At 65.1% G+C, this 21353-nt stretch carries 19 protein-coding genes and 1 pseudogene; 9 read left to right on the top strand and 11 right to left on the bottom strand.

Annotated features, from left to right (window positions below; all coding sequences use genetic code 11):
• Window positions 1-19: 19 nt before the first annotated feature.
• Both SB764_RS01325 and SB764_RS01320 read right to left on the bottom strand, forming a co-directional pair.
• Entirely contained in the window at window positions 20-1333 is a 1314-nt protein-coding gene (locus tag SB764_RS01325; RefSeq protein ID WP_410862404.1) for an MFS transporter, read from the bottom strand.
• Window positions 1334-1619: 286 nt separating this feature from the next.
• Window positions 1620-2321 carry a carboxymuconolactone decarboxylase family protein gene (locus SB764_RS01320; protein ID WP_110327010.1) on the bottom strand — a complete coding sequence of 234 codons (702 nt, stop codon included), beginning with the start codon at window positions 2319-2321 and terminating at the stop codon, window positions 1620-1622.
• Window positions 2322-2593: 272 nt separating this feature from the next.
• Here SB764_RS01320 and SB764_RS01315 point away from each other — a divergent pair, with 272 nt between their 5' ends.
• Complete coding sequence (locus SB764_RS01315) at window positions 2594-3604, top strand: aldo/keto reductase (protein WP_183040163.1); 1011 nt, start codon at window positions 2594-2596, stop codon at window positions 3602-3604.
• A 45-nt stretch (window positions 3605-3649) separates the two neighbouring features.
• On the opposite strand, the gene SB764_RS01310 is transcribed toward SB764_RS01315, so the two are convergent.
• From SB764_RS01310 to SB764_RS01290, 5 genes are all read right to left on the bottom strand, one after another.
• Entirely contained in the window at window positions 3650-4543 is an 894-nt protein-coding gene (locus tag SB764_RS01310; protein ID WP_183716695.1) for a LysR family transcriptional regulator, read from the bottom strand.
• Window positions 4544-4645: 102 nt separating this feature from the next.
• Window positions 4646-6043 carry an ATP-dependent RNA helicase DbpA gene (gene dbpA / locus SB764_RS01305; protein ID WP_410862402.1) on the bottom strand — a complete coding sequence of 466 codons (1398 nt, stop codon included), beginning with the start codon at window positions 6041-6043 and terminating at the stop codon, window positions 4646-4648.
• 300 nt (window positions 6044-6343) lie between these two features.
• Window positions 6344-6997, bottom strand: a complete 654-nt coding sequence (locus SB764_RS01300) for a DsbA family oxidoreductase (protein ID WP_065064179.1) — start codon at window positions 6995-6997, stop codon at window positions 6344-6346.
• A gap of 162 nt (window positions 6998-7159) precedes the next feature.
• The gene (locus SB764_RS01295) at window positions 7160-7759 is read right to left on the bottom strand and encodes a CGNR zinc finger domain-containing protein (protein WP_074983039.1); all 600 of its coding nucleotides are present in this window, start codon (window positions 7757-7759) and stop codon (window positions 7160-7162) included.
• A 61-nt stretch (window positions 7760-7820) separates the two neighbouring features.
• Window positions 7821-8729, bottom strand: coding sequence for an alpha/beta fold hydrolase (locus SB764_RS01290; protein ID WP_410862400.1), 909 nt, complete (start codon window positions 8727-8729; stop codon window positions 7821-7823).
• 315 nt (window positions 8730-9044) lie between these two features.
• On the opposite strand from SB764_RS01290, the gene SB764_RS01285 reads away from it, so the two are divergent.
• Entirely contained in the window at window positions 9045-10625 is a 1581-nt protein-coding gene (locus SB764_RS01285; RefSeq protein WP_410862398.1) for a filamentous hemagglutinin N-terminal domain-containing protein, read from the top strand.
• 257 nt (window positions 10626-10882) lie between these two features.
• Window positions 10883-12103 (top strand): annotated as a pseudogene (locus tag SB764_RS01280) (ShlB/FhaC/HecB family hemolysin secretion/activation protein); the annotation flags it as partial.
• 43 nt (window positions 12104-12146) lie between these two features.
• Here SB764_RS01280 and SB764_RS01275 read toward each other — a convergent pair.
• From SB764_RS01275 to SB764_RS01265, 3 genes are all read right to left on the bottom strand, one after another.
• Entirely contained in the window at window positions 12147-13130 is a 984-nt protein-coding gene (locus SB764_RS01275) for an MDR family oxidoreductase (RefSeq protein WP_322004744.1), read from the bottom strand.
• 56 nt (window positions 13131-13186) lie between these two features.
• A complete protein-coding gene (locus SB764_RS01270) occupies window positions 13187-13825 on the bottom strand; it encodes a TetR/AcrR family transcriptional regulator (RefSeq protein WP_410862396.1) in 639 nt (212 codons plus the stop codon).
• Window positions 13826-13895: 70 nt separating this feature from the next.
• Window positions 13896-15815: an SMP-30/gluconolactonase/LRE family protein gene (locus SB764_RS01265; RefSeq protein WP_065062832.1), complete on the bottom strand. Its 1920-nt coding sequence runs from the start codon at window positions 15813-15815 to the stop codon at window positions 13896-13898.
• A gap of 720 nt (window positions 15816-16535) precedes the next feature.
• Here SB764_RS01265 and SB764_RS01260 point away from each other — a divergent pair.
• A complete protein-coding gene (locus SB764_RS01260; RefSeq protein ID WP_065063018.1) occupies window positions 16536-16877 on the top strand; it encodes a hypothetical protein in 342 nt (113 codons plus the stop codon).
• Window positions 16878-16940: 63 nt separating this feature from the next.
• Here the strand turns inward: SB764_RS01260 and SB764_RS01255 are convergent, their stop codons facing one another.
• Window positions 16941-17828, bottom strand: a complete 888-nt coding sequence (locus SB764_RS01255) for a LysR family transcriptional regulator (RefSeq protein WP_074987217.1) — start codon at window positions 17826-17828, stop codon at window positions 16941-16943.
• A 168-nt stretch (window positions 17829-17996) separates the two neighbouring features.
• Here SB764_RS01255 and SB764_RS01250 point away from each other — a divergent pair, with 168 nt between their 5' ends.
• From SB764_RS01250 to SB764_RS01230, 5 genes are all read left to right on the top strand, one after another.
• Complete coding sequence (locus tag SB764_RS01250; protein WP_110329094.1) at window positions 17997-18656, top strand: NADPH-dependent F420 reductase; 660 nt, start codon at window positions 17997-17999, stop codon at window positions 18654-18656.
• Between the two features lie 138 nt (window positions 18657-18794).
• Entirely contained in the window at window positions 18795-19061 is a 267-nt protein-coding gene (locus SB764_RS01245) for a hypothetical protein (protein WP_410862393.1), read from the top strand.
• Entirely contained in the window at window positions 19058-19360 is a 303-nt protein-coding gene (locus SB764_RS01240; RefSeq protein ID WP_074987215.1) for a DUF3649 domain-containing protein, read from the top strand. Before SB764_RS01245 ends, SB764_RS01240 begins: the two co-directional genes overlap by 4 nt.
• A complete protein-coding gene (locus SB764_RS01235; protein ID WP_410862391.1) occupies window positions 19360-21036 on the top strand; it encodes a PepSY-associated TM helix domain-containing protein in 1677 nt (558 codons plus the stop codon). The genes SB764_RS01240 and SB764_RS01235 overlap by 1 nt, the downstream gene beginning before the upstream one ends.
• Window positions 21036-21311, top strand: coding sequence for a DUF3325 domain-containing protein (locus SB764_RS01230; protein ID WP_183040684.1), 276 nt, complete (start codon window positions 21036-21038; stop codon window positions 21309-21311). Before SB764_RS01235 ends, SB764_RS01230 begins: the two co-directional genes overlap by 1 nt.
• Window positions 21312-21353 lie beyond the last annotated feature (42 nt).

The raw sequence follows: 21353 nt of genomic DNA, 5'->3' as shown, positions 1-21353 counted from the left end.
TGTGCCTTGTTTCCGGGCCTCAAACGGCGCGCGTCTCCACGATCGCGCGTCGCGCCATGAACCAGTAGAACAGCGCGGCGCAGCCCGCGATCGCGCCGCCGATCACGAAGGCCAGCAGATACGAACCCGTGCGATCGACGATGAAACCCGCCACGACCGGCGAGAACGCGCCGCCGAAATAGCCGCCGAAATTCTGGATCGCGCTGACCGAGGCGATCATCGAATTCGGCGCGATGTCGCCCGCGAGCGCCCACGCGTTGCCGATGGTCGCCGCAATGCAGGCGAGGCCGAGCGTCATCAGCGTGACGGTGGCGCCGATGCTGTCCACGAACGGCAACGCTACCGCGCAAACGGCCGCGCCGAGCGAGGTCACGACGATCATCAGACGCTTGGCGACGATCGGCGTGGCGAGGCCGCCATCGACGAGCCTGGTGGCGACGAAGCCCGCCACGATCTCGCCCACCGCGCCGCCGAACCAAGGAATGCTCGCGTAAAGACCGAGTTGCACCAGCGTGATATGAAAGCGGTCGAGCAGATAAAGCGGCAGGAACACGAGGAAGAGATTCCACAGCCAGATCGCGCAGAAGTAGCCGAGTATCATGCCCCAAACGCTTTGCGATGCGAACAGCGAGCGCCATTTGATGGGCGCGTTCGCGAGCGATTGCTCGTGGCCGCCGCCGCCCGCTTCGATATAGGCGAACTCTTCGCGCGAGAGCCGCTTGCTCTGCATCGGATTGCGATAGAGCAGCAGGAACAGCCCGGCGAACACGATGCCGATCGCGCCGGTCACGTGAAAGAGCGAGCGCCAGCCGAACGCGATCATCAGTGCGACGAGCACGGCGGGCGCGAGCGCCGGGCCCCATTTCGACGACGAGTCCCAGATGCCGGTCGCGAAGCCGCGTTCCTTGGCGGGAAACCAGGCGGCGGTGATTTTCGCGGACGTGGGCCAGCACGGCGCTTCGCCCACGGCGAGCAGCACGCGCATCACCACGAGCCCCGCGATGGAGCCGACCACGCCCGTGAGCCACGTCGCCACGCTCCACCAGATCATGCCGACCGCGTAGGCGCGCTTCGCGCCGAAGCGGTCGATGATCCAGCCCGCGGGCAATTGCATGACCGCGTAAGTCCACGCGAACACCGTGCCGAGCAGACCGATCTGCGTGCGCGTGAGGCCCAGATCGTGAATCATGCCGGGCGCGGCGATGGCCAGATTGGCGCGGTCGAGATAATTGATGATGCCGCCGATCAGCAGCCAGATGAGCACGCGCCAGCGGAAATTCGCGCGCGTGGTGGCCGCGGCTGCGCTCGCGGGCGTCAGCACCTTGTTGTCCATCGTGTCTCCTCCTGTGTGGTCTGCGTGAGCCCTGGGCGGTTCGGCGCGGGCCGAGGGAGGCGATTCGCCCAGAATGTGGGACGCGCCGCGATTTCATGCCTTGTTTTCAGGCATGAAATCGCCGTGACGCGTTTGCAGACCATTCTGCGCTATTGGACGGGCAGCGGGAAGAGGGAATGAGAATTCGTTGTGAGGGAAGCGAAAGAGAGCATCGACGGCGAGCCGCGCATGACGTAATCAGAACGCATGACTCGCTGCGTCAAATTAATCAGGATGCCGGAATAAATTACAAGCTGCGTCGTTCGAACACTTCCTTGAATACAGGCATCGCCGAGAACACGTTCGGCCAGCCCGAATAGAACGCGAGTTGCGTCAGCGTTTCCGAGGCTTGCGCTTTCGTGAGACCGTTGTCCATCGCGCGATTCAGATGGTAGGTGATCTGCGCGGCCTGACCGTTGGCCACCAGCGCCGTCACGGTGACGAGGCTGCGCTCGCGCGGCACGAGGCCGGGGCGCAGCCAGAGGTCGCGAAAAAGCGCGTCAGTGGTGTATTGCACGACGCCGGGTGCGACGTCGTCGAACAGTTGCGAGACGAGCGTGGCGCGTTGCGCTTCGGCGGCTTCGTCGAGCGGCAACGGTTCGCGCGCGGCGTCGGCGAGTTGGCTGGCGCCGATCCCGCGCTCCTCGAATACGGGCAGCGCCGCGGCCACGGCCGCGCTCGCGTTCGCCCAGCCCGCATAGAACGCGAGATGGGTGACGATCTCCGCGATTTCGGCGGGCGTCACGCCGTTATCGAGCGCGAGCCGCAAATGGCGCGGCTGCTCGACGACCTGATTGCGCGCGACGAGCGCCGCGTAGGTGACGATGCTGCGTTCGCGCGGCGTGAGTTGCGGGCGCTTCCACAAGCCGTTGAGCACGGTCTCCGACGTGTAGCGCGCGAAAGCGGGCGCGACGGCTTGCATGTCGGCGAGAGAGGGCGTTTTCTGCATGATCGATATCCTGGGCTGGGGAGGGCGCAAACGCGATATTTCTATCAGATCCGATCGTTTTTATTGAGCCCGTCCGGGCGCATGCCGTTATGAACGCTATTCATGAATCGCGGGCGGATTGGTTTCGCGGCGCGCGAAGTCCGCGTCAGTCTATTGATGAATCGCATTCATAAAGCCATGCCGTGAGTCGGTATTTATTTCATCGCCGCCACGCTTTCTAATAGGCGATTACGCCGTCGACGGGACGCGCAGCAACCTTGGAGCAAAAGCGAATGGATTATCGAAATCTGGGCCGCAGTGGATTGAAGGTGTCGCCGTTGTGTCTGGGCGCCATGATGTTCGGTGGCGAAACCGACGAGGCGACGTCGGTGCGCATCATCGACAAAGCCTTCGATCAGGGCATCAATTTCATCGATACGGCGGACGTGTATCACGCGGGCCGTTCGGAAGAGATCGTTGGTCGCGCCATTGCCGCGCGCCGCGACGACTGGGTCGTCGCCACCAAGTTCGGTTTTCCGGCGGGTCCGGCACAGGGACCGAATCAGCAGGGACAATCGCGCAAGTGGATCTTTCAAACGGTCGAGGCGAGCCTCAAGCGCCTCGGCACCGACTATATCGACGTGCTGTATTTCCATCGCGCGCTGCCGGATCTGCCGCTCGAAGAAGGCGTGCGCGCCGTGGCCGATCTGATCCGCCAGGGCAAGGTGCGCTATTTCGGGCTGTCGAATTTCCGCGGCTGGCGCATTGCCGAAGTCGTGCGTCTCGCCGATCAACTCGGTATCGATCGTCCGGTGGCGAGCGAGCCGCTTTACAACATCGTCGATCGCACGGCCGAGGTCGAGCAGTTGCCCGCCGCCGCGCATTACGGCCTGGGCGTGGTGCCGTACAGCCCGCTCGCGCGCGGCGTGCTGACGGCCAAATATGGCGTCGATACGCCGCCGCCCGCCGACAGCCGCGTGGGCCGGGGCGATCGCCGTATCCAGCAGACCGAGTGGCGGCCGGAGTCGCTGCATATCGCGCAGCAGATCGCGAAGCATGCGGCCGAGCGCGGCACGAACAGCATCGCGTTCGCGCTCGCGTGGGTGCTCAACAACCGCTGCGTGAGTTCGGCGATTGCGGGGCCGCGCACGGAGGCGCACTGGGACAGCTATCGGGCGGCGCTCGATTTCAAACTGGACGCCGACGACGAACGCTTCATCGACAGCCTGGTGCCGCCGGGTCACGCCTCGACGCCGGGTTATACCGATCCGGGTTATCCAGTCGAAGGCCGCAAGCTCGTCTGAATACGTTGCGGAATGCGCGTCTGAATGCGCATCCGTGCCCGCCGCTTAGCAGCGATAACGCAGCGCATCGATCACGAGACCGAGCGCGCGCGACGACTGGCGGCGGCTCGGATAGAACGCGTGGTAGCCCGGAAATTCCGGGCACCAGTCTTTGAGCACGCTTTTGAGCGCGCCCGCGCGCACGTACGGCAGCGTCACGTCTTGCGGAATGAACGCGAGGCCGAGGCCCGCGAGCGCCGCGTTGAGCATCTGCGGCACGGTGTTGAAGGTGAGCTGGCCGTCCACACGCACGGAAAGCGCCTCGCCGTCACGGCCCAGTTCCCACGCATAGAGACCGCCCGCGCTCGTGAGGCGCAGCGTGATGCAGTCGTGTTTGAGCAGATCCTGCGGCGACTTCGGCGCCTTGCGTTTCGCGAGGTAGTCGGGCGAGCCGACGATCGCCATCTTCAGATCGGGCGCGATACGCACGGCGATCATGTCCTTCGCGACCTGGTCGCCGCCGCGCACGCCGATGTCGTAGCGTTCGGCCACGATATCGCGCAGACCGTAATCCACGTTGATTTCGAGTTTGATGTCGGGATACTGCGGCAGGAAGTGCTTGAGCTTCGGCCAGATCACCGTATCGACGCAATGATCGGTCGCGGTAAGGCGGATCGTGCCGGCCGGTTTGTCGCGCAGGTCGGCGAGCGCGGCGAGTTCGGCGTCGATCTGTTCGAAGCGCGGCGAGAGCGATTGAAACAGGCGTTCGCCCGCTTCGGTGGTGGAGACGCTGCGCGTCGTGCGCGTGAGCAGGCGCAGGCCGAGCCGCGTTTCGAGCGCGCGGATCGTGTGGCTCAGCGCCGATTGCGACACACCCAGTTGCGCGGCCGCACGCGTGAAACTGCGTTCGCGCGCAACGGCGAGAAAGGCCAGGAGATCGCTGAAATTTTCGCGCGCCATGTGAGTTCCGGATTCGCAGACAGTGCTGCGCATCGTACCACCGGCGATCGCGCGAGGCGGGGCGCCGCGCGTTGCACGCGGGCCGTCGCCAGGGCTGTTACGTCACTCGTCCATCAGACGCGCGCGGACCTTCTTGCCCTTCACCTTGCCGGCGTTGAGCTTGCGCACGGCGTCGCGCGCGACGCTGCGCTCCACGGCTACATAGGTCGAAAAATCGGTCACGTTGATCTTGCCGATCTGCGCGCCCGTGAAGCCCGCTTCGCCGGTGAGCGCGCCCAGCACGTCGCCGGGGCGGATCTTTTCCTTGCGGCCGCCCAGAATCTGCACGGTTTCCATCGGCGGCAGCAGCGGCGCGTCGCTGGCGGGCTTGAGTTCGGCGAGCGGATGCCATTCGACTTCGCGCTTGAGCGCCTGCTCGATGCCGCCCACGCGACCCATTTCGTTCATGCTCGACAGGCTCAGCGCCCAGCCGTCCTGATCGGCGCGGCCCGTGCGGCCGATACGGTGCACGTAGACCTCGGGATCGGGCGTCACGTCGACGTTGATGACCGCTTCGAGCTGGGCAATGTCGAGACCGCGCGCGGCCACGTCGGTCGCCACGAGCACGGAGCAGCTACGGTTCGCGAACTGGATCAGCACCTGATCGCGATCGCGCTGGTCGAGTTCGCCATGCAGCGCGAGCGCGTGAAAGCCCTGCGCGCGCAGCACGTCGAGCAGGTCGCGGCATTGCTGTTTGGTGTTGCAGAACGCGATGGTGCTGACCGGGCGGAAGTGGTTGAGCAGCATCCCGACGGCATGCAGACGCTCGTCTTCGGTCACTTCGTAGAAGCGCTGGCGGATCTTGCTGTCGTCGTGATGTTCTTCGAGCTTGACTTCCTTCGGATTACGAAGGAACTGCTGGCTCAGCTTCGCGATGCCTTCCGGATAGGTGGCCGAAAACAGCAGCGTCTGGCGCTCCTTCGGGCACTGGCGCGCGACCTTGGCGATGTCGTCGAAGAAACCCATGTCGAGCATGCGGTCCGCTTCGTCGAGCACGAGCGTGTTGAGCGCGCTCAGGTCGAGGCTGCCGCGTTCGAGGTGATCCATGATGCGGCCCGGCGTGCCGACCACGATGTGCGCGCCGTGTTCGAGGCTCGCGGTTTGCGGACGCATGGGCGTGCCGCCGCACAGCGTGAGCACCTTGACGTTTTCTTCCGCGCTCGCGAGGCGGCGGATTTCCTGCGTCACCTGGTCGGCGAGTTCGCGCGTCGGGCAGAGCACGGCGGTTTGCACGTCGAGGCGGCGCACGTCGAGACGGGCGAGCAGCGCGAGCGCGAACGCGGCGGTCTTGCCGCTGCCCGTTTTCGCCTGGGCGATCAGGTCGTGGCCGGCGAGCGCGAGCGGCAGGCTGGCGGCCTGGATCGGCGTCATCTCGACGTAGCCGAGGCGCGCGAGGTTCTCGAGCGTGGCGGGCGCGAGCGCAAGCTCGCTGAAGGGCGTGGCGGTGGGTGATTTCGTCATACGGGGTCTCGCGCCCTAAGGCGTGGGCAGCGCGCGGCGCGGGCGGGCGCGCTGCAGGATGGATCAGGCGGCGACGAAAAGTCGCGCGTCGCGCAATTTTACCGGATGCGCGCGGGTGGGCGGTTCCGGCGTGTTGAAACGGGCGGAATCGGCTGGCATTGGCTGGAATGGTCCGCGATCGCGCCGGACCGGGCGGGGACGGGAAAAGACGCAGGCCCGGCGCGCGGATCTCGCGGCGCCGGGCCTGGAGCGGGTTCAGGCGCCCATCAGACGGGCATCAGACGGGCATCGACAGATGGCTCAAGCCTCTTTCGCCGCTTCGGCGAGGATCTGCCGGATCGCGTTTTCGAAGGTTTCCACCGGCTGACCGCCGCTGATCAGATACTGCTCGTTGAACACGATGGCCGGCACCGACTGGATGCCCATCGCCTGCGCCTGCTGTTCCTCGCCGCGCACTTCGTCGGCATACGCGCCGGTCTCGAGCACCTCGCGCGCCTTTCCGGCGTCGAGCCCGACCGATTGCGCGACGGCCACCAGCACCGCGTGATCGCTCATGTCCTGGCCTTCGCCGTGATAGGCGCGCAGCAGCGCCATCTTGAGCGACACCTGCCGGCCTTCCAGACGCGCCCAGTAGAGCAGGCGATGCGCGTCGAAGGTGTTGTAGATGCGCGTGCGCGGACCGAACGTGAAACCGACGCTCTCGCCCCGCTCGCGGATCGCTTCCTGAGTCTCGGCGATCTGCTCGGGCGTGCGGCCGTACTTCTTGCCGAGATACTCGACGATGGATTCGCCGTCCGGCCCCATGTCGGGGTTCAGTTCGAACGGATGGACGGTCATGCGGGCCTCGACGGAATCGCCGAGATTGGCGAGCGCGCGTTGCAGCGAGCTGAGGCCGATCGCGCACCACGGGCAGGCGATGTCGGAAATGAAGTCGATTTGAAGCGCTTGTGTCATGGCGATTCCGGGAAGTGGACGAGATGAACGAGGGGCAGCCTGCGGCGTGCGCATGAGACGGTGGCTCGACGCCGCGGCAATGGCGCAAGGTTAGCCCGAAACGTCGATCTCTGCTGGGCGCGGCCGATTCGCGTTTGCGCCGGATCGGCCTCGCTGCCCGCGTTATTGCTGGCGGCGGCGGAACGCGGCAACCTTCGCGCGGTTGCCGCACATCGCCATGCTGCACCAGCGCCGCCGGTGCGATTTCGTGCGATCGAGAAAGTGCAGCACGCATTCGGGGTTCTCGCACTGCTTCACGAGCGCGAAATCGGCCTCGCAGACGAGTTGCGCCACCGCCGCGCTCAGAGGCGCGAGCACCTGCTCGGGCGTGCCGTGCGCATGGCGCTCGACAAGGCGCGGTTCGCCGCTTTCGTCGACGACCAGCTCCAGCGTGCGCGGCGCGTGCGCCAGGAAACGGTTGAGCGCGCGCGGATCGAGCGGCTCGCCCGCGCGCCGCGCGTCGATCAGCGCGCGCGCCGTTTCGCGCAGATCGCGCGCCGCTTCGAGCAGCGCATGCGCCTTGAGACGCGGTTTTTTCGCGGCGGCGGCGAGATCGTGGCGCGCGAGCCAGGCGGCCACGTCGGCGTCGCTTTGCCAGTTGTCGATCAACTCGCCGTCGACGAGCTGCACCGTATTGAGCGCGTCGAGCGCCGGATGGCCGCCGAGAAAATCGACTTCGCCGTGATCGTGTGCGTCGCTGCCGTGCGCTGATGCTGCGTCCATATCCGCTTCCTCCTTCGTGCGCTTCGTGTGGATTGTAACCGTTTTTAGTGAAATTATCGGGTTACGCCCGCGCCCGCTCCCGCTCCATCAACTCGCCGATGCCCGCCGCGATTTCGTCCACATGGGTTTCGAGCGCGAAGTGGCCGGTGTCGAGCATCGTCACGACCGCGTTCGGATTATCGCGGCGATACGCCTGCGCGCCCGGCGGAATGAAGAACGGATCGTGCTTGCCCCAGATCGCGAGCGTGGGCGGCGTGTATTCGCGGAAGAACGCCTGAAAACGCGGATAAAGCTTCAGGTTCGACGCGTAATCGAGGAGCAGATCGAGCTGGATGACCTTGTTGCCCGGACGCTCCAGCAGCAGGGCGTCGAGGTAATACGCCTCCGGCTCGACGGTCGACGGATCGGCCACGCCGTGCACGTATTGCCAGCGCGTGCCTTCGAGATTCAGCACGGCGTCGGCGACGACCTGGCGGTTCGCGGCGCTCGGATCGGCCCAGTAGCGGCGGATCGGATCCCAGGCGTCCCCGAGACCTTCCTCGTAGGCGTTGCCGTTTTGCGAAACCAGCGCACTCACGCGCTCCGGATATTTCAGCGCAAGGCGCAGGCCGACCGGCGCGCCGTAATCGAACACGTAGAGCGCGTAGCGTTCGAGGCCGAGCGTATCGACGAAAGCCGCCGTGGTGGCCGCGAGCGCGTCGAACGAATCGCGATAGTCGCGGGCCTCTGGCACCTGCGTGAAGCCGAAACCCGGCAGGTCGGGCGCGATCACGCGATAGCGCGCGGCGAGGCGCGGAATCAGGTGCCGGAACATATGCGACGACGACGGGTAGCCGTGCAGCAGCAGGATCACGGGCGCGTCGGCAGGACCGGCTTCGCGATAGAAAACCTGTACGCCGTCGGCTTCGACGGTTTTCAGTGCGACGGCGGGATATGTGGGCAATGCGGCGGTCGATGCAGTGGCGGACATGTCGGGGCTCCGGTGGGTGTCAGGTTTTGAAACCGGTAAAACGTCGAATTGGTGGTTTCATTGTGGGCGAGGACGTGTAACCTGTCAAATTATTTTTTAAGGGTTACTGGTGGAATGGCTTGAAACGGGGTTGAATCAGATGGGAGGCATCGGCGCGACGGCGCTCAACTCGAGCTAAGCCGATCTCAAAACGGTGGGCAATCAGAAAAGTTCGATTTGCCGAAAACCGTTGTTTCTCGCGCGATGCGACATCGACCGGCGCGAGTGCGCAGCTAATTTACGGATCGCACAAATTAGCTGGGCGAATAACTAAAAGTGAACAAGACACGCTATCGACTCGTATTCAACCGGACGCGGGGGATGCTCGTTGCCGTCGAGGAAACTGCCACGGGGGCGGGCAAGAAAAGTGGACAGACACGCGCGCATAGCGCTTCGTCTCGCGTGCTTTTCACGCTAAGGCAGCTTGCGTTCGCGGCGCTCGCGCTGGCCATGCCGGCACTGTCCAGCGCACAGATTGCGGGCGGCGGCGCACACGCACCCAACGTCATCCAGACGCCGAACGGTATTGAACAGGTGAACATCAACCGTCCGTCCGGCGCTGGCGTCTCGGTCAACACGTATAACCGGTTCGACGTGCAGCAGCGCGGCGCGATCCTGAACAACTCGCCGACGATGGTGCAGTCGCAACTCGGCGGCATGATTAACGGCAACCCGAACTTCGCGCCGGGACAGGCCGCGAAGGTCATCGTCAATCAGGTCAACAGCGCGAGCGCGTCGCAGTTCAATGGCGCGCTTGAAGTCGCGGGCCAGCGCGCGAATGTGATTCTGGCGAATCCTTCGGGGATATCCGTCAACGGCGGCACATTCATTAACACGAGTCGCGCGACGCTCACGACCGGTACGCCGAACTATGCGGCGGATGGTTCCGTGTCGGGCTTCAACGTCACGGGCGGCAACATTGCGATCAGCGGCGCGGGCCTGAATGCGTCGGACGTGGATCAGGTCGATCTGCTGTCGCGCGCCGTGCAGGCGAATGCGGCGGTCTACGCGAAGACGAACCTGAACGTCGTGACCGGCGCGAACAGTGTCGACTACAACACGCTCAATGCCACGCCGATTGCGGGCGACGGCCCCGCGCCGGGTGTGTCGATTGACGTAAGCAATCTCGGCGGCATGTACGCAAACCGCATTGTGCTCGTTGGCACGGAAGCCGGCGTCGGCATTTCGCTCAAGGGCATCACGGCTGCACAATCCGGCGACCTCGTGCTGACTTCGGCGGGCAAGCTCGTGCTCGCTGGACAAACGAATGCTAGCGGCAACATCGTCGCGAGCGCGCAGGACATCGACAACAGCGGCACGACCTACGCGCAGCAGAACGCCATCGAAAACCGCGACGACACCACTGCGACCGACACGCAGGCAACGACGGCGATTTACGGTCTCGGCAAGGTGATACTCGCGGGCGGCAAGGACGCCAACGGCAACTACACGAACGCGGCCCTGATCCGCAACCAGTCAGCGCTGATCGAATCGGCCGGCGACATGGAACTGCACGCGGGTCAGGTGACGAACACGCGCACGACGATGACGACCACCGGCCTGAACCAGCCGGTCGACCCGGCGCTGCTCGACAGCCTCGGCATCAGCCTGTCGGGTTGCACGTCTAGCGTTGCCAATGGCGGTAAGCCCGATATCGGCATCAAGGTTAGCATCGGGTCGAGCAAGAGCGAAAGCCAGTCTAAGGAAGACCAGACGACACAGCGGGGTTCGAATGCGCAAGCAGGCGGCACAGCGGCATTCGTTGCTACGAATGGCGACCTGACTATCGCCGGCTCGAACGTGAACGCCAATGACGTTGTTCTTGGGGCAAAAAATCAGGTGAACGTAACCAGTTGAGCAATTCGATTGCTGGTTCTAACCCAACAGGCGATGCGAACTTGAACCAGGCGCTCGGGAACATCGTCGCGAACGTCATTGCGACTGGCGCGGGCGCAGTTGCCGGCGGTGCTGGCTCTTTCTCCAGTTCTGACGTCGACCGCTACAACCGCCAACTTCACCCTGACGAGCGGCAATGGGCAAAGGACAGCGCGAGCAAGTTCGCGCAGTTTTACAAAGATCAGACCGGACAGACGATCAGTGCCGATCAGGCACAACAGATGGCCGATCCTTCGATGTGGGGGACGTGGAAGAACGCGTTTCCGGTCAGCGGCGGCGACCTGCTGAACATGCGCGATCTGGAGCAAGGTCTGGAGCAGATGAAACGCGTCGCGAGTCAGGACGTGGACATGAAGATCGAGCCGACCGACATCCCAGGCGAAAGCGATGTCGTTGTGTCAGTTCGACGTGCGAAGCCCTGGACGTTCGTCGCATCGGTCGATAACTCGGGAACCGAGTCGACGGGCAAATGGCAAGGCAACGTCAGCCTTGGCATCGACAATCCGCTCGGGCTGAACGACATATTCACAGTCGGCGCGAATCAGGACTTATCGTTCGGCAACAAGGCGCTCGGTTCGCACGGGTTCAATGGTTCGTACTCCATTCCGTTCGGCTACTGGACGGCGACCCTGTCGGGCAACACGAGCACGTACTACCAGAACATCGCGGGCGTGAACGAGACATTCGTATCGAGCGGCAACTCACAGACGGCCGCGCTGCGCATTGCGCGCGTGCTCTCGCGCGGCCAGAACGACGTGCTCGGCGGCTACGTGCAGCTATCGAAGCGTTTCGGCGACAGCTTCATCGACGACACGACGATACCGACACAGGCGCGCAACAACACGTTCCTCGAACTCGGCGCGACCGACCGGCATTACTTCGGCGCGGCGCAATTCGACGGCACGCTCGCCTACCGTCAGGGCATCGGCGGACTCGGCGCGACGCCGGACCCGTATATCGACGGCCCGACGTACCGCTTCCACATGGCCGTGCTCGATGCGAACCTGTCGGTGCCGTTCGCGATTGCAAACCAGCCATTCCGGTACGTCACGACCTTCCACGGCCAGTTCACCAACGACACGCTTTTCTATATCGACGACCTGACCATCGGCAGCCGTTACACCGTGCGCGGCTTCGACGGCGAAACGATGCTCGCGGCCGAACGCGGCTTCTACTGGCGCAACGAGCTGCAATGGCCGATGTTCCAAACGGGACAGACGTTGTACGCGGGCATCGACTACGGGCACGTGTTCGGGCCGAACACGGCAGCACTGGCTGGAACACAACTGGCGGGCGCGGTGATTGGCATTCGCGGCGGCGTGCCGACGAAATATGTTGGCGTCACGTACGACCTGTTTGCAGGGACGCCGATCTACAAGCCCAAAAACTTCCCGACCGCGCGCTGGACGGTCGGCTTCCAGCTAACAGCAGCGTTCTAACCGCCCGCACGCGCCAACAGCACAACCACTACACCCAAAACACTCACCGATTCACATCAACCACAATCCGCCCACGCACGCGTCCCTCGAGCAAATCCGCCGCAGCAGGAATCGCCTCCGCCAGCGCGATCTCGCGCGTGATCGTGTCGAGCGTCGTCAAATCCAGCGTATGTGCGAGTGCCTGCCACGCCTCCTGACGTTCCTCGAACGGCCGCGTCACGCTGTTGATCCCGAGCAGACTCACGCCGCGCAAGATGAACGGCGCGACCGTTGCAGGCAATTCCATGCCTTGCGCGAGGCCGCAGGCGGCCACCGCGCCGTTCGCGCGCAGGCTCGCGCAGACGTTCGCGAGCGTGTGGCCACCCACGGAATCGATGGCCGCGGCCCAACGTTCCTTTTGCAGCGGCTTGCCGGGTTCGGTGAACGCGGCGCGATCAATCACATCGGCGGCGCCCAGTTGCCGCAGATAATCGGCCTCCTGCACCTTGCCGGTCGAGGCGACCACGCGATAGCCGCGCTGCGCGAGCAGGGCGATGGCGAAGCTGCCCACGCCGCCGCTCGCGCCCGTCACCAGCACGTCGCCGTGGCTCGGGCCGATGCCGTGACGTTCCAGCGCGAGAATGCAGAGCATCGCCGTATAACCGGCCGTGCCGACGGCCATCGTCTGGCGCGGCGTGAGTCCGGCGGGCAGCGGAATCAGCCAGTCGGCTTTGACGCGTGCGCGCTGCGCGAGGCCGCCCCAATGCTGTTCGCCCACGCCCCAGCCATTGAGCACGACCGCATCGCCGACCGCGTAACGCGGGTCGGCGCTCTGGGCGACCGTGCCGGCGAAGTCGATGCCGGGCACCATCGGAAAGCTGCGCACGACCGGACCTTTGCCGGTGATCGCCAGGCCATCCTTGTAGTTCAGCGTGCTGTACTTGACGTCGACGAGCACATTGCCCGGCGGCAATTGCGCGTCGTCGAGTTCGGCAATACGCGCCGAGTATGTTTCGGATTCCTTTTCAATCAGGATGGCTTTGAACATGGTTCGTTTCCCGTGTGACGTGAGCGGTGCGATCGAATGAATGGATCGCCGCGGCGCTACTGCGCGCGCGGCAGCCCGGCGATAAATCCCTTGAAAAACGTATCGAGCGGCGCGTCGCTGCGCACCAGCCGCGCACGCATCACCGCGCCTTCCCAGCCGATCCAGAAGCAGGCCGCCAGCGCGTCGAGGTCGGCGTGCGGCGCGAGTTCGCCCGCTTGCTGCGCATCGTGCAAACACGCGGCGACACGCGCCTGCCAGCCCTGGAACACGCGTTCGAGCGTGCCGCGAAAATCGTCGGGCAGGATATCGACTTCGATGCCGAGATTGCCCGCGAGGCAGCCGCGCGTGTAGTCGTGACGCGCCATGCCCGCCTTGGCGTCGTCGACGAAGGCGGCGAGGCGATCGAGCGCGGGCCGCGATGTGTCGAGCAGCCAGCGGTCGAGCTTGGCGAGAAAGTAGGCGTCGTAGGCGTCGAGCAGGACGCGGCCGAACGCCTCCTTGCTCTCGAAGTAGTGATAGAACGAGCCCTTCGGAATGCCGACGCGCTTGAGCACGGCGTCGAGCCCGGTGGCGGCGAAGCTTTGCCCGGTCAGCAATTCCATGCCCGCGCGGATCAGCGCGGCGCGCGTGTCGGCGTGCGCGAGCGGGTCTTTGCGGGGGCGGCCGCGACGCGGCCGGTCAATCGTGGCGTCCATGCGGGGGATATTAGACCGATCGTCTCAAAAATTCAATCCCCGGCTTGAACACGCTTGAACACGCGCGATCTCAAGGCGTCCAGCGATGCACGATCACGCTCGTGCCGTTGTAATTGTCCTTGGTGATCACGTATTGCCCCGCCGAATTCAGATACACGCGCAGGCCGTACATCGAATCGACGTCGTTGCCCACATCCACGTTGGTCGGGTTCGCATTCGTCAGCGTGGTGACGAGCTTGCCGGTGGTGAGATCGTAAATGTCGATGTTCGGCACCGTATGCACGTAGCCGACGAACAGATAATTGCCCGCGGCGGCAATCGATTTCGGATTCGCGCTGGTGAGCGTGATAACGGGGCTCGGCCGGTTGATATTGCCCGACGTCCAGCCGTGATAGACCTCGATATAACCGTTCATCGCGGTCCAGTCCCAGTTGCCCGCGAGGCCCTGGGCGAGAATCATCGTGTCGCTTTCGGGCAGATAGAGAATGCGCGCCGTGGGCCGCACGCTTTCCGGCGTCGAGATCGTCGTGGCCGCGCCCCATTGCGGTTTGCCGGTGCTGTCGAAACCGGTCAGCGGATAGTGGTAGATGTGATTCGTGCGGTTGAGTCCGGCCCAGACGTCGCCGCGGCTGTCGAGGCAGAAGCCGCCCGTCACTTCGAGCGAGGTGTTGAACGGCGTGCCCGGAATCGAGCCGTCCGGAATCGCGATATAGCCGCTGCCCACGTTGAAGTGATAGAAGTAGAAGATGCCCGGATTTTGCCCCGACGCCACCAGAATGCGGTTGCCGTTGACCGTCACGAGCTGGCCGAAGTGTTCGTCGCGCTGCGTGTCGTTCATGTTCAGGCGCGGGTCGTTCGGGTAGGTGAACGGATCGACCGTATTGGCCACGAAGGTGCCGCCCGCGGTCCCCGTATAGATCGCGGTGCCGCTGTAGAACAGCGCGCCGTCGGTGACCGGATCGGGCGCGGCGACGCCTTCGAAATTCAGGCCCTGAAGCTTCCAGAGCAGCGTGCCCGCCGCGTTGTACGCGTGGATATCGGTGCCGCCGTTGCGGCCGAGATCCCAGCCGCCGCCCCACGGATTGTTGAGCACGTAGAGATTGCCGCTGCTGTCCTTGCCGATGCCGGTCACGCGCGTGAAGCGCTTGTCGCCCACCTGGCCCTTGATGCCGGTCGTGGTGTCGAGGTAGCCGCCTTTTACGCCGAAGGTGCCGGTTTGCGTGGGCGTGCCCGCGAGGCTGTAGAGCTTGATGTTCTGGTCGGGGCCGCTGTCGCCGATCATCAACTGGGCGGTCGTCGCATCGAAATAGAGCGCGGAGGGTTGCGAGCCCGCGGCCATCTGGATCTGCTGGAGCTGTGCGCCCGCCGGACTGAATGCGGTGACGGTGCCCGCGCTCTTTTGCGCGATCCACACGTTGCCCGCGTTGTCGAGCGCGAGCGCGCCCGGATTGGCGATCGAAATATCGCGCTGCCACGCGCCGTCGGTGGTGTAGACGCGCACGCGGTTGCCGTAAAAGTCGCTCACGTAGAGCAGCGTGCCGGCGGTGGCGAGTCCGGTGATGGCGTCGACGCGGCTCAGGGCGTTCCACACGCTCACGTTGAAAGTGAGGTCGCGCTGGCCGCTCGCGCGGTTGTAGCGGCCCACGGTGCCGCTGCCGTTCGAGGTGTTCACCGAGAGCGCGACGAAGATATCGGTGGCGTTGCCGGTGATCGCGCCGCCCTGGAATTCGTCGTGGATGCCGATCGAGCCGAGACTCTTGTCGTTCTGGTAAATGGCGACGCCGCCTTCGTTTTCGTCCCAGAACGATGACGTATAGATGACACCTTCGGGCGCGACCCACATCGAGCGCGCGCCGTTGCCCACGTGCGCCGCGAGCGTACCGTAAGTGTTGGCGAGCCAGTCGGTGGTGTACTGCTGCGCATGGGACGCAGGCGAGATCGCGGCCGTCGCGGCGCAGACGAGAGTGGCGCACATGCGCTTCGTGAACATGGATGAGGCTCCTGGTGCGGATAAACCGGTGACGCGATGACGATGAGCGCATCCGGCGGCGCTCGATGACATGGCGGAATTGGACGAAACGACGTGCGTGATCCGCGTGTCGCAACGGGCGTTTTTGCGAGCGCCTGTGCGGGTACGGTTGCGGGTTTACGCGCGCGCATCGGAGCAAGCGGCATGCCGCGCGGCGCACTTTTTTGTAGGCTATGCGCGAGGGATTGAAACGTCGTTATGCGCCAGTGGGTTGGGAGTCGTCGAAGGCGCTATGCGGATTGCAAGACATGGGTGAACGGTGTTTTGCGCTGCAAATTCGGTGGCTGACGCAGGAAGAATGTGCATACAACGTTTCTTTTTAGCGCACGTTTTGCGGGGGCGATTGCAATGAACATGACGAAGGCGGAGCGAGCCAAAGCGGTGCACGCTCGCGTGAATGAATGTCGAACTCTTTACGCGCGCGGCGATCTCATGCGGAACGCGTCGCCGTTTATGCTGGATGTCACCGGGAGCGCGTATAGTCTTTAAACCCGGACTTTAGACCCGGTCGACAAAAGCAGTCAGCGAATTCCATCGCCGAAATTTTATGCGGGCGAAATGAAAACGCGGACACATTCGGGCGCACAATGCTTGCTTTTGCTGCGCCCGCCCTTAGGTAGAGGACTTCGTTTCAGTAGCGGCGTGGCGCCTTCCACGCCGGGAAATCAGGGACAGCAAGCCGTGAAAGTCGAATTTGTCGAAGCGAGCAGTGCACGCCCCGACTTGCTCTGCTATCTGGTCGCGATTGCCGCGTCGTCGTATGCGCTCACGCAGGAGTGGCGCGTCGATCACGTCGTGCAGTGCTGCCGCGAATGGCTGGACAAGAGCGCGCTGACGATGCACTGGCTCGACCGCGTGCGCCTCGGCCAGCTCGCGCTGAAAATCGCGAGCCGCGACCTGCTGGGCGCGGGCATCGCCGTGCGTCTGTCGAGCGTCTCGGTGCTCTTTACCGCCGAGATGGAACTCAACGAAGCCTCCACGATGGTGCAGCGGATGATGTCGCTGTGCCACGAAGCGCTCTGACGCGTCACGTCGCGTTGCTCGCCGCGCGGCGCTGAAATCACGCGCCGAATCTACGCACCGAACCTACGCGCCGAAAGCCGCCACCACTTCCTCCACGAAATACCGCAGCTTGAGCGTCGTCGGGCTGCTCGCCATCACGATGTGCATGGGCCGCGCCACCGGTTCGTACTGCGTGAGCAGTGGCACCAGCGAGCCGTCGCGCAACGCGTCGCGCACGGCGGTCTCGGGCGCGAGCGCAATGCCGAGCCCGTTGACGGCCGCCGTGATCAGCGCCTTCATGTCGTTGGCGCGCAGGCGCGGCGCGATCGGCGCGGTCCACGCCTGGCCGTTCTCGATGAACCCCCAGCCGCTCGCCGGCGGCGCCGACGTATAGGCAAAGCCGAGGCACTCGTGCTCGATCAGTGCGTGGGGCGTCTCGGGCGCGCCCGCCGCCGCGAGGTAGGCGGGCGAGGCGCACACCACGAAGCGATACGGCCTGAGCGCACGCGCGACGAGCGTCGAGTCGTTGAGCGCGCCGAGCCGGATGGCGGCGTCGTAGCCTTCGTCGACGATATCGACGAAACGGTCGGTCAACGTGAGATCGATCTGCACGTCGGGATAGCGGTTTAAAAAGCGCGCGATCGCCTCGGGCAGCGCAAAGGCGCCGAAGGTCACCGGCGCGGTGATGCGCAGGCGTCCGCGCGGCGTGTCGGCCAGCGAGCGCGCCTGGGCCTCGGCGGCTTCGGCGTCGGCAAGCAGCGCGCGGCAGCGCTCGTAGAACGCCTGTCCCGCCTCCGTGAGGCTTTGCCGCCGCGTCGTGCGGTTCAAGAGGCGTGTGCCGATGCGCGTCTCCAGTTCCGCCACGTGACGCCCGGTCATCTGCGGCGTCATGCCGAGCGCCTTGCCCGCGGCGGCGAACGAACCGCATTCGACCGTCTTCACGAAGGCCGCCATGCCGGTCAATCGATCCATCTTTGCTCCTGCATTCGAAACTGTCCTTTTCGACAGCCAACCATTTTCGCCGCTTTATCGCGTCCAGTGTTCGAATCATAGTGGTATCCGGGGCGTGCGCGAAAGCGCCGCAACCAGTCAACGACCACGCATCTGGCGACGGCGCGAAGCCGTCAGGAGGACATCGGCATGAAAATCGGCATTATTGGCGCGGGCTTTATCGGACGGGCGATGGCGGAACTCGCCATGCGCCACGGCGACTCCGCGATGCTCAGCAACTCGCGCGGCCCGCAGACCTTGACGAGCACGCGCGCCGCCATCGGCTGCGAACTCGGCACGACCGGCGAGGCGGCCGCGTTCGGCGACGTCATCGTGCTCGCCGTGCCGTTCGGCAATCTCGCGCAACTGCCGCCGGGCCTGCTCGACGGGCGCATCGTCATCGACACCTGCAATTACTATCCGGACCGCGACGGCCACGTTGCCGCGCTCGACGCGCACGAGACCACCACGAGCCAGCTCGTGGCCGCCGGCTTCCCGGGCGCGCGCGTCGTGAAGGCGTTCAACGCGATCCTGGCCGCCGATATCGGCACCACGGGCGCGCCCGGCGGGCAGCCGGGGCGGCGCGCTCTGCCGCTCGCGAGCGACGACGCGGCCGCGAAGGACGTCGTGAGCACCTTGCAGGACCGCTATGGTTTCGATGTCGTCGATACGGGTGGCCTCGCGCAAAGCTGGCGCTTCGAGCGCGCGAAGCCCGCGTACTGCATCCCGCTCGATCGCGCGGGCATGGAGCGCGCCATCGCGCAGGCGCAGCGCGACGTGGAACTGCCGCACGGTTCGTGGCGTAAATAGCGCTCGGGGCGGCCGGGCAGGGAAGTTGGCACCGATGCGCGCACCGAAGCGGACACGGGCGGCGGCCCGTGTCATGCGCCGTTACAGAAAGGCGGACGCGCGGCTGTCCCTTTTCGGGTCGCTCGCGTGTCATGAAAGATGAGCGCGCACGTTCGCCGGGCTGACGGATGGAACCGTCGGCACCGGCCGAACGCGGCGAAATCCGCAGCAATGCGCATTTGCTGGCGAACGCGCGCAACTTACGAGATCATTGCGGCGCTCGCCGCTCGCCGCTCGCCGCTCGCCGCTTTCCGTTTTTCCGCTTTCACGATCACCGCCATGCCTGTGTTGTTTCACCTGCCGTTGTTCGAGTCGTTCGCCGATTTGCTGACTTTTGTGCCCGCCGCCGCGGCCCGTCGCCCATGAGCGCGGCGTTGGCCCAGGTGCGCCGGGTGGCGCCGCTCGTCTCGCGTATCCTCGCGGCGATTGTCGGCGGCTACGCACTGGCCGCGCTCACGAGCGTCGCGGCGCTCGCGTTGCCGATTGCCGCGCCGCAAGGCGTCATCACAGGCATGCTGGCGAGCTTCGTCGTCTACACCTGCGTTGTGATCGGCGTGTTTCTCGCGCGTAGCGCGCGGCGCGCCTGGGGCGGGCTGCTGATCGCGGCGGTGCCGCTGTTGCTGGCGTCGTGGTCCGTCTGGACGTCGGCCGGAGGCGCAAAGTGATGGCGAATCCCAACGACGCAACGCCGCAAGTGCGCGATAACGGTCGCGCCCCAAAATCGGCGAAATCGACGAAATCGACCGGAACACAGAGCAAGGGCGTGCGCCAGAGCATGTCCGATCTGCACACGTGGGCGGGGCTGCTGGTCGGCTGGCTGCTGTACGCGATGTTCCTGACCGGCACGGTCAGCTACTTCAAGGAAGAGATTTCGCAATGGATGCGCCCCGAGCTGGCGCATCAGCAACAGGTGCCCGATCCGGCCGCAGTCGCGCAGCGCGTGGCCACGACGCTCGCCACGCTCGCCGACGGCACCACGCAATGGAGCGTGCAACTGCCGACCGCGCGCAGCAATCTCGCCAGCGCGTTCTGGCGCACGCCGCCCGGCTCGGAGCAAAAAGGCATGTTCCAGGAAGGCGTGTTCGATCCGGCGACGGGCCACGCGGTCACGGCGCGCGACACGCTCGGCGGCGAGTTTTTCTACCGCTTCCACTTCCAGTTCTATTACATGCCGGTGATGTGGGGCCGCTGGCTCGCGGGCCTTTGCGCGATGTTCATGCTGGTGGCCATCGTGAGCGGCGTGATCACGCACAAGAAAATCTTCGTCGACTTCTTCACGTTCCGCTGGGGCAAGGGCCAGCGCTCGTGGCTCGACGCGCATAACGCGCTGTCGGTCTTCGGCCTGCCGTTCCATCTGATGATCACCTACACGGGCCTCGTCACGCTGATGACGATGTACATGCCGTGGGCGGGCGAGGTCGCGCTCAAGTCGGCGGCGCAGCGTCAGGAAGTCGCCGCGCAACTGAATGCGTTCATCCGCCCCGGCAAGCGGCAAGGCGTGGCCGCGCCGCTCGCGAACGTCGACCGGAAGGTTCGCGAGGCGCAGGCGCGCTGGGGCGAAAACAACGTGCTGCGCGTGACGGTGACGAATCCCGGCGATGCGAGCGCACGCGTGGCGGTTTCGCGCGGCGAGGCGCTGCGCGTGTCGGTGAGTCCGCAATATCTGCTGTTCGACGGCGTGAGCGGCAAGCTGCTCGAAACGCACGACCACGTCGGCGGCGCGGCCGAAACGCGCGGCGTGCTTTACGCGCTGCACATGGGCCGCTTCGGCGATCTGCCGGCGCGCTGGCTGTATTTCATCGTCAGTCTGGCGGGCACGGCGATGGTCGGCACGGGCCTCGTCATGTGGACCGTCAAGCGCCGCCAGAAGCTGCCCGATCCGATGCGTCCGTACTTCGGTTTTCGCCTCGTCGAGCGGCTCAATATCGCCAGCATCGCGGGTCTGTCGATCGCCATGACGGGGTATCTGTGGAGCAACCGGCTGCTGCCGGTGGCGCTGCCGCATCGCGCCGATACCGAAATCAACGCCTTCTTCGCGATCTGGGCCGCGACGCTGCTCTACGCGCTCGTGCGCCCCGCGAAGCGTGCGTGGATCGAATTGCTCTGGCTGGCAGCCGCGCTGCTCGCGCTCCTGCCGGTGCTCAACGCGCTCACGACGCAGCGTCCGTTCTGGCGCAGCGTCGCGCAAGGCGACTTCGTGTTCGCCGGTTTCGATCTGATGATGTGGGCGCTGGCGGCGCTGCATGCCGCGCTCGCGTGGCGCACGGCGACGCATCGTCCGCGTGAGAAAGCGGCGGGCAAGCGCGCGACGGCGACGCTGCCGCAAGAGGAGGAAGCGTGATGGTCGGGCTGACGTTGGGGCTGTGCGTGATGGCGTTCGCGTTTCTCGCGCTGGGCATGGAGCGGCATCAGCAAGCCGTGCTCGGACGCACGCTCGACGCCGGGCGCACGCGCGGCTTCAGGATCGCGGGATGGTGCGCGCTCGTCATCACGCTGCGCATGATCGTGGGCGAGGCGGGCTGGGCGATGGGGCTCGTCTATTACGCGGGCTGCACGAGTCTCGCGGCGGGCATCGTGTATGGCGCGATCCTGTGGCGTCAGCGCGCGCGGGCTTGAACCGGAGATTCTGGGCGAGGAAGAACGCAAGAAGCGGAGTTC

It is taken from the genome of Paraburkholderia sp. SIMBA_027 (assembly GCF_046535315.1).
Classification (GTDB): Bacteria; Pseudomonadota; Gammaproteobacteria; order Burkholderiales; family Burkholderiaceae; genus Paraburkholderia; species Paraburkholderia tropica.
The sequence above is the reverse complement of the archived record's forward strand: the minus strand, read 5'-3'. Positions and strand labels throughout refer to the sequence as shown.

Coding starts and splice junctions, on each gene's coding strand:
- SB764_RS01265 (WP_065062832.1), bottom strand. CDS start 15,815: ATGTTCACGAAGCGCATGTGCGCCACTCTCGTCTGCGCCGCGACGGCC.
- SB764_RS01315 (WP_183040163.1), top strand. CDS start 2,594: ATGGATTATCGAAATCTGGGCCGCAGTGGATTGAAGGTGTCGCCGTTG.
- SB764_RS01230 (WP_183040684.1), top strand. CDS start 21,036: ATGGTCGGGCTGACGTTGGGGCTGTGCGTGATGGCGTTCGCGTTTCTC.
- SB764_RS01245 (WP_410862393.1), top strand. CDS start 18,795: ATGAGCGCGCACGTTCGCCGGGCTGACGGATGGAACCGTCGGCACCGG.
- SB764_RS01320 (WP_110327010.1), bottom strand. CDS start 2,321: ATGCAGAAAACGCCCTCTCTCGCCGACATGCAAGCCGTCGCGCCCGCT.
- SB764_RS01325 (WP_410862404.1), bottom strand. CDS start 1,333: ATGGACAACAAGGTGCTGACGCCCGCGAGCGCAGCCGCGGCCACCACG.
- SB764_RS01250 (WP_110329094.1), top strand. CDS start 17,997: ATGAAAATCGGCATTATTGGCGCGGGCTTTATCGGACGGGCGATGGCG.
- SB764_RS01255 (WP_074987217.1), bottom strand. CDS start 17,828: ATGGATCGATTGACCGGCATGGCGGCCTTCGTGAAGACGGTCGAATGC.
- SB764_RS01240 (WP_074987215.1), top strand. CDS start 19,058: ATGAGCGCGGCGTTGGCCCAGGTGCGCCGGGTGGCGCCGCTCGTCTCG.
- SB764_RS01270 (WP_410862396.1), bottom strand. CDS start 13,825: ATGGACGCCACGATTGACCGGCCGCGTCGCGGCCGCCCCCGCAAAGAC.
- dbpA (WP_410862402.1), bottom strand. CDS start 6,043: ATGACGAAATCACCCACCGCCACGCCCTTCAGCGAGCTTGCGCTCGCG.
- SB764_RS01300 (WP_065064179.1), bottom strand. CDS start 6,997: ATGACACAAGCGCTTCAAATCGACTTCATTTCCGACATCGCCTGCCCG.
- SB764_RS01310 (WP_183716695.1), bottom strand. CDS start 4,543: ATGGCGCGCGAAAATTTCAGCGATCTCCTGGCCTTTCTCGCCGTTGCG.
- SB764_RS01295 (WP_074983039.1), bottom strand. CDS start 7,759: ATGGACGCAGCATCAGCGCACGGCAGCGACGCACACGATCACGGCGAA.
- SB764_RS01235 (WP_410862391.1), top strand. CDS start 19,360: ATGGCGAATCCCAACGACGCAACGCCGCAAGTGCGCGATAACGGTCGC.
- SB764_RS01290 (WP_410862400.1), bottom strand. CDS start 8,729: ATGTCCGCCACTGCATCGACCGCCGCATTGCCCACATATCCCGCCGTC.
- SB764_RS01275 (WP_322004744.1), bottom strand. CDS start 13,130: ATGTTCAAAGCCATCCTGATTGAAAAGGAATCCGAAACATACTCGGCG.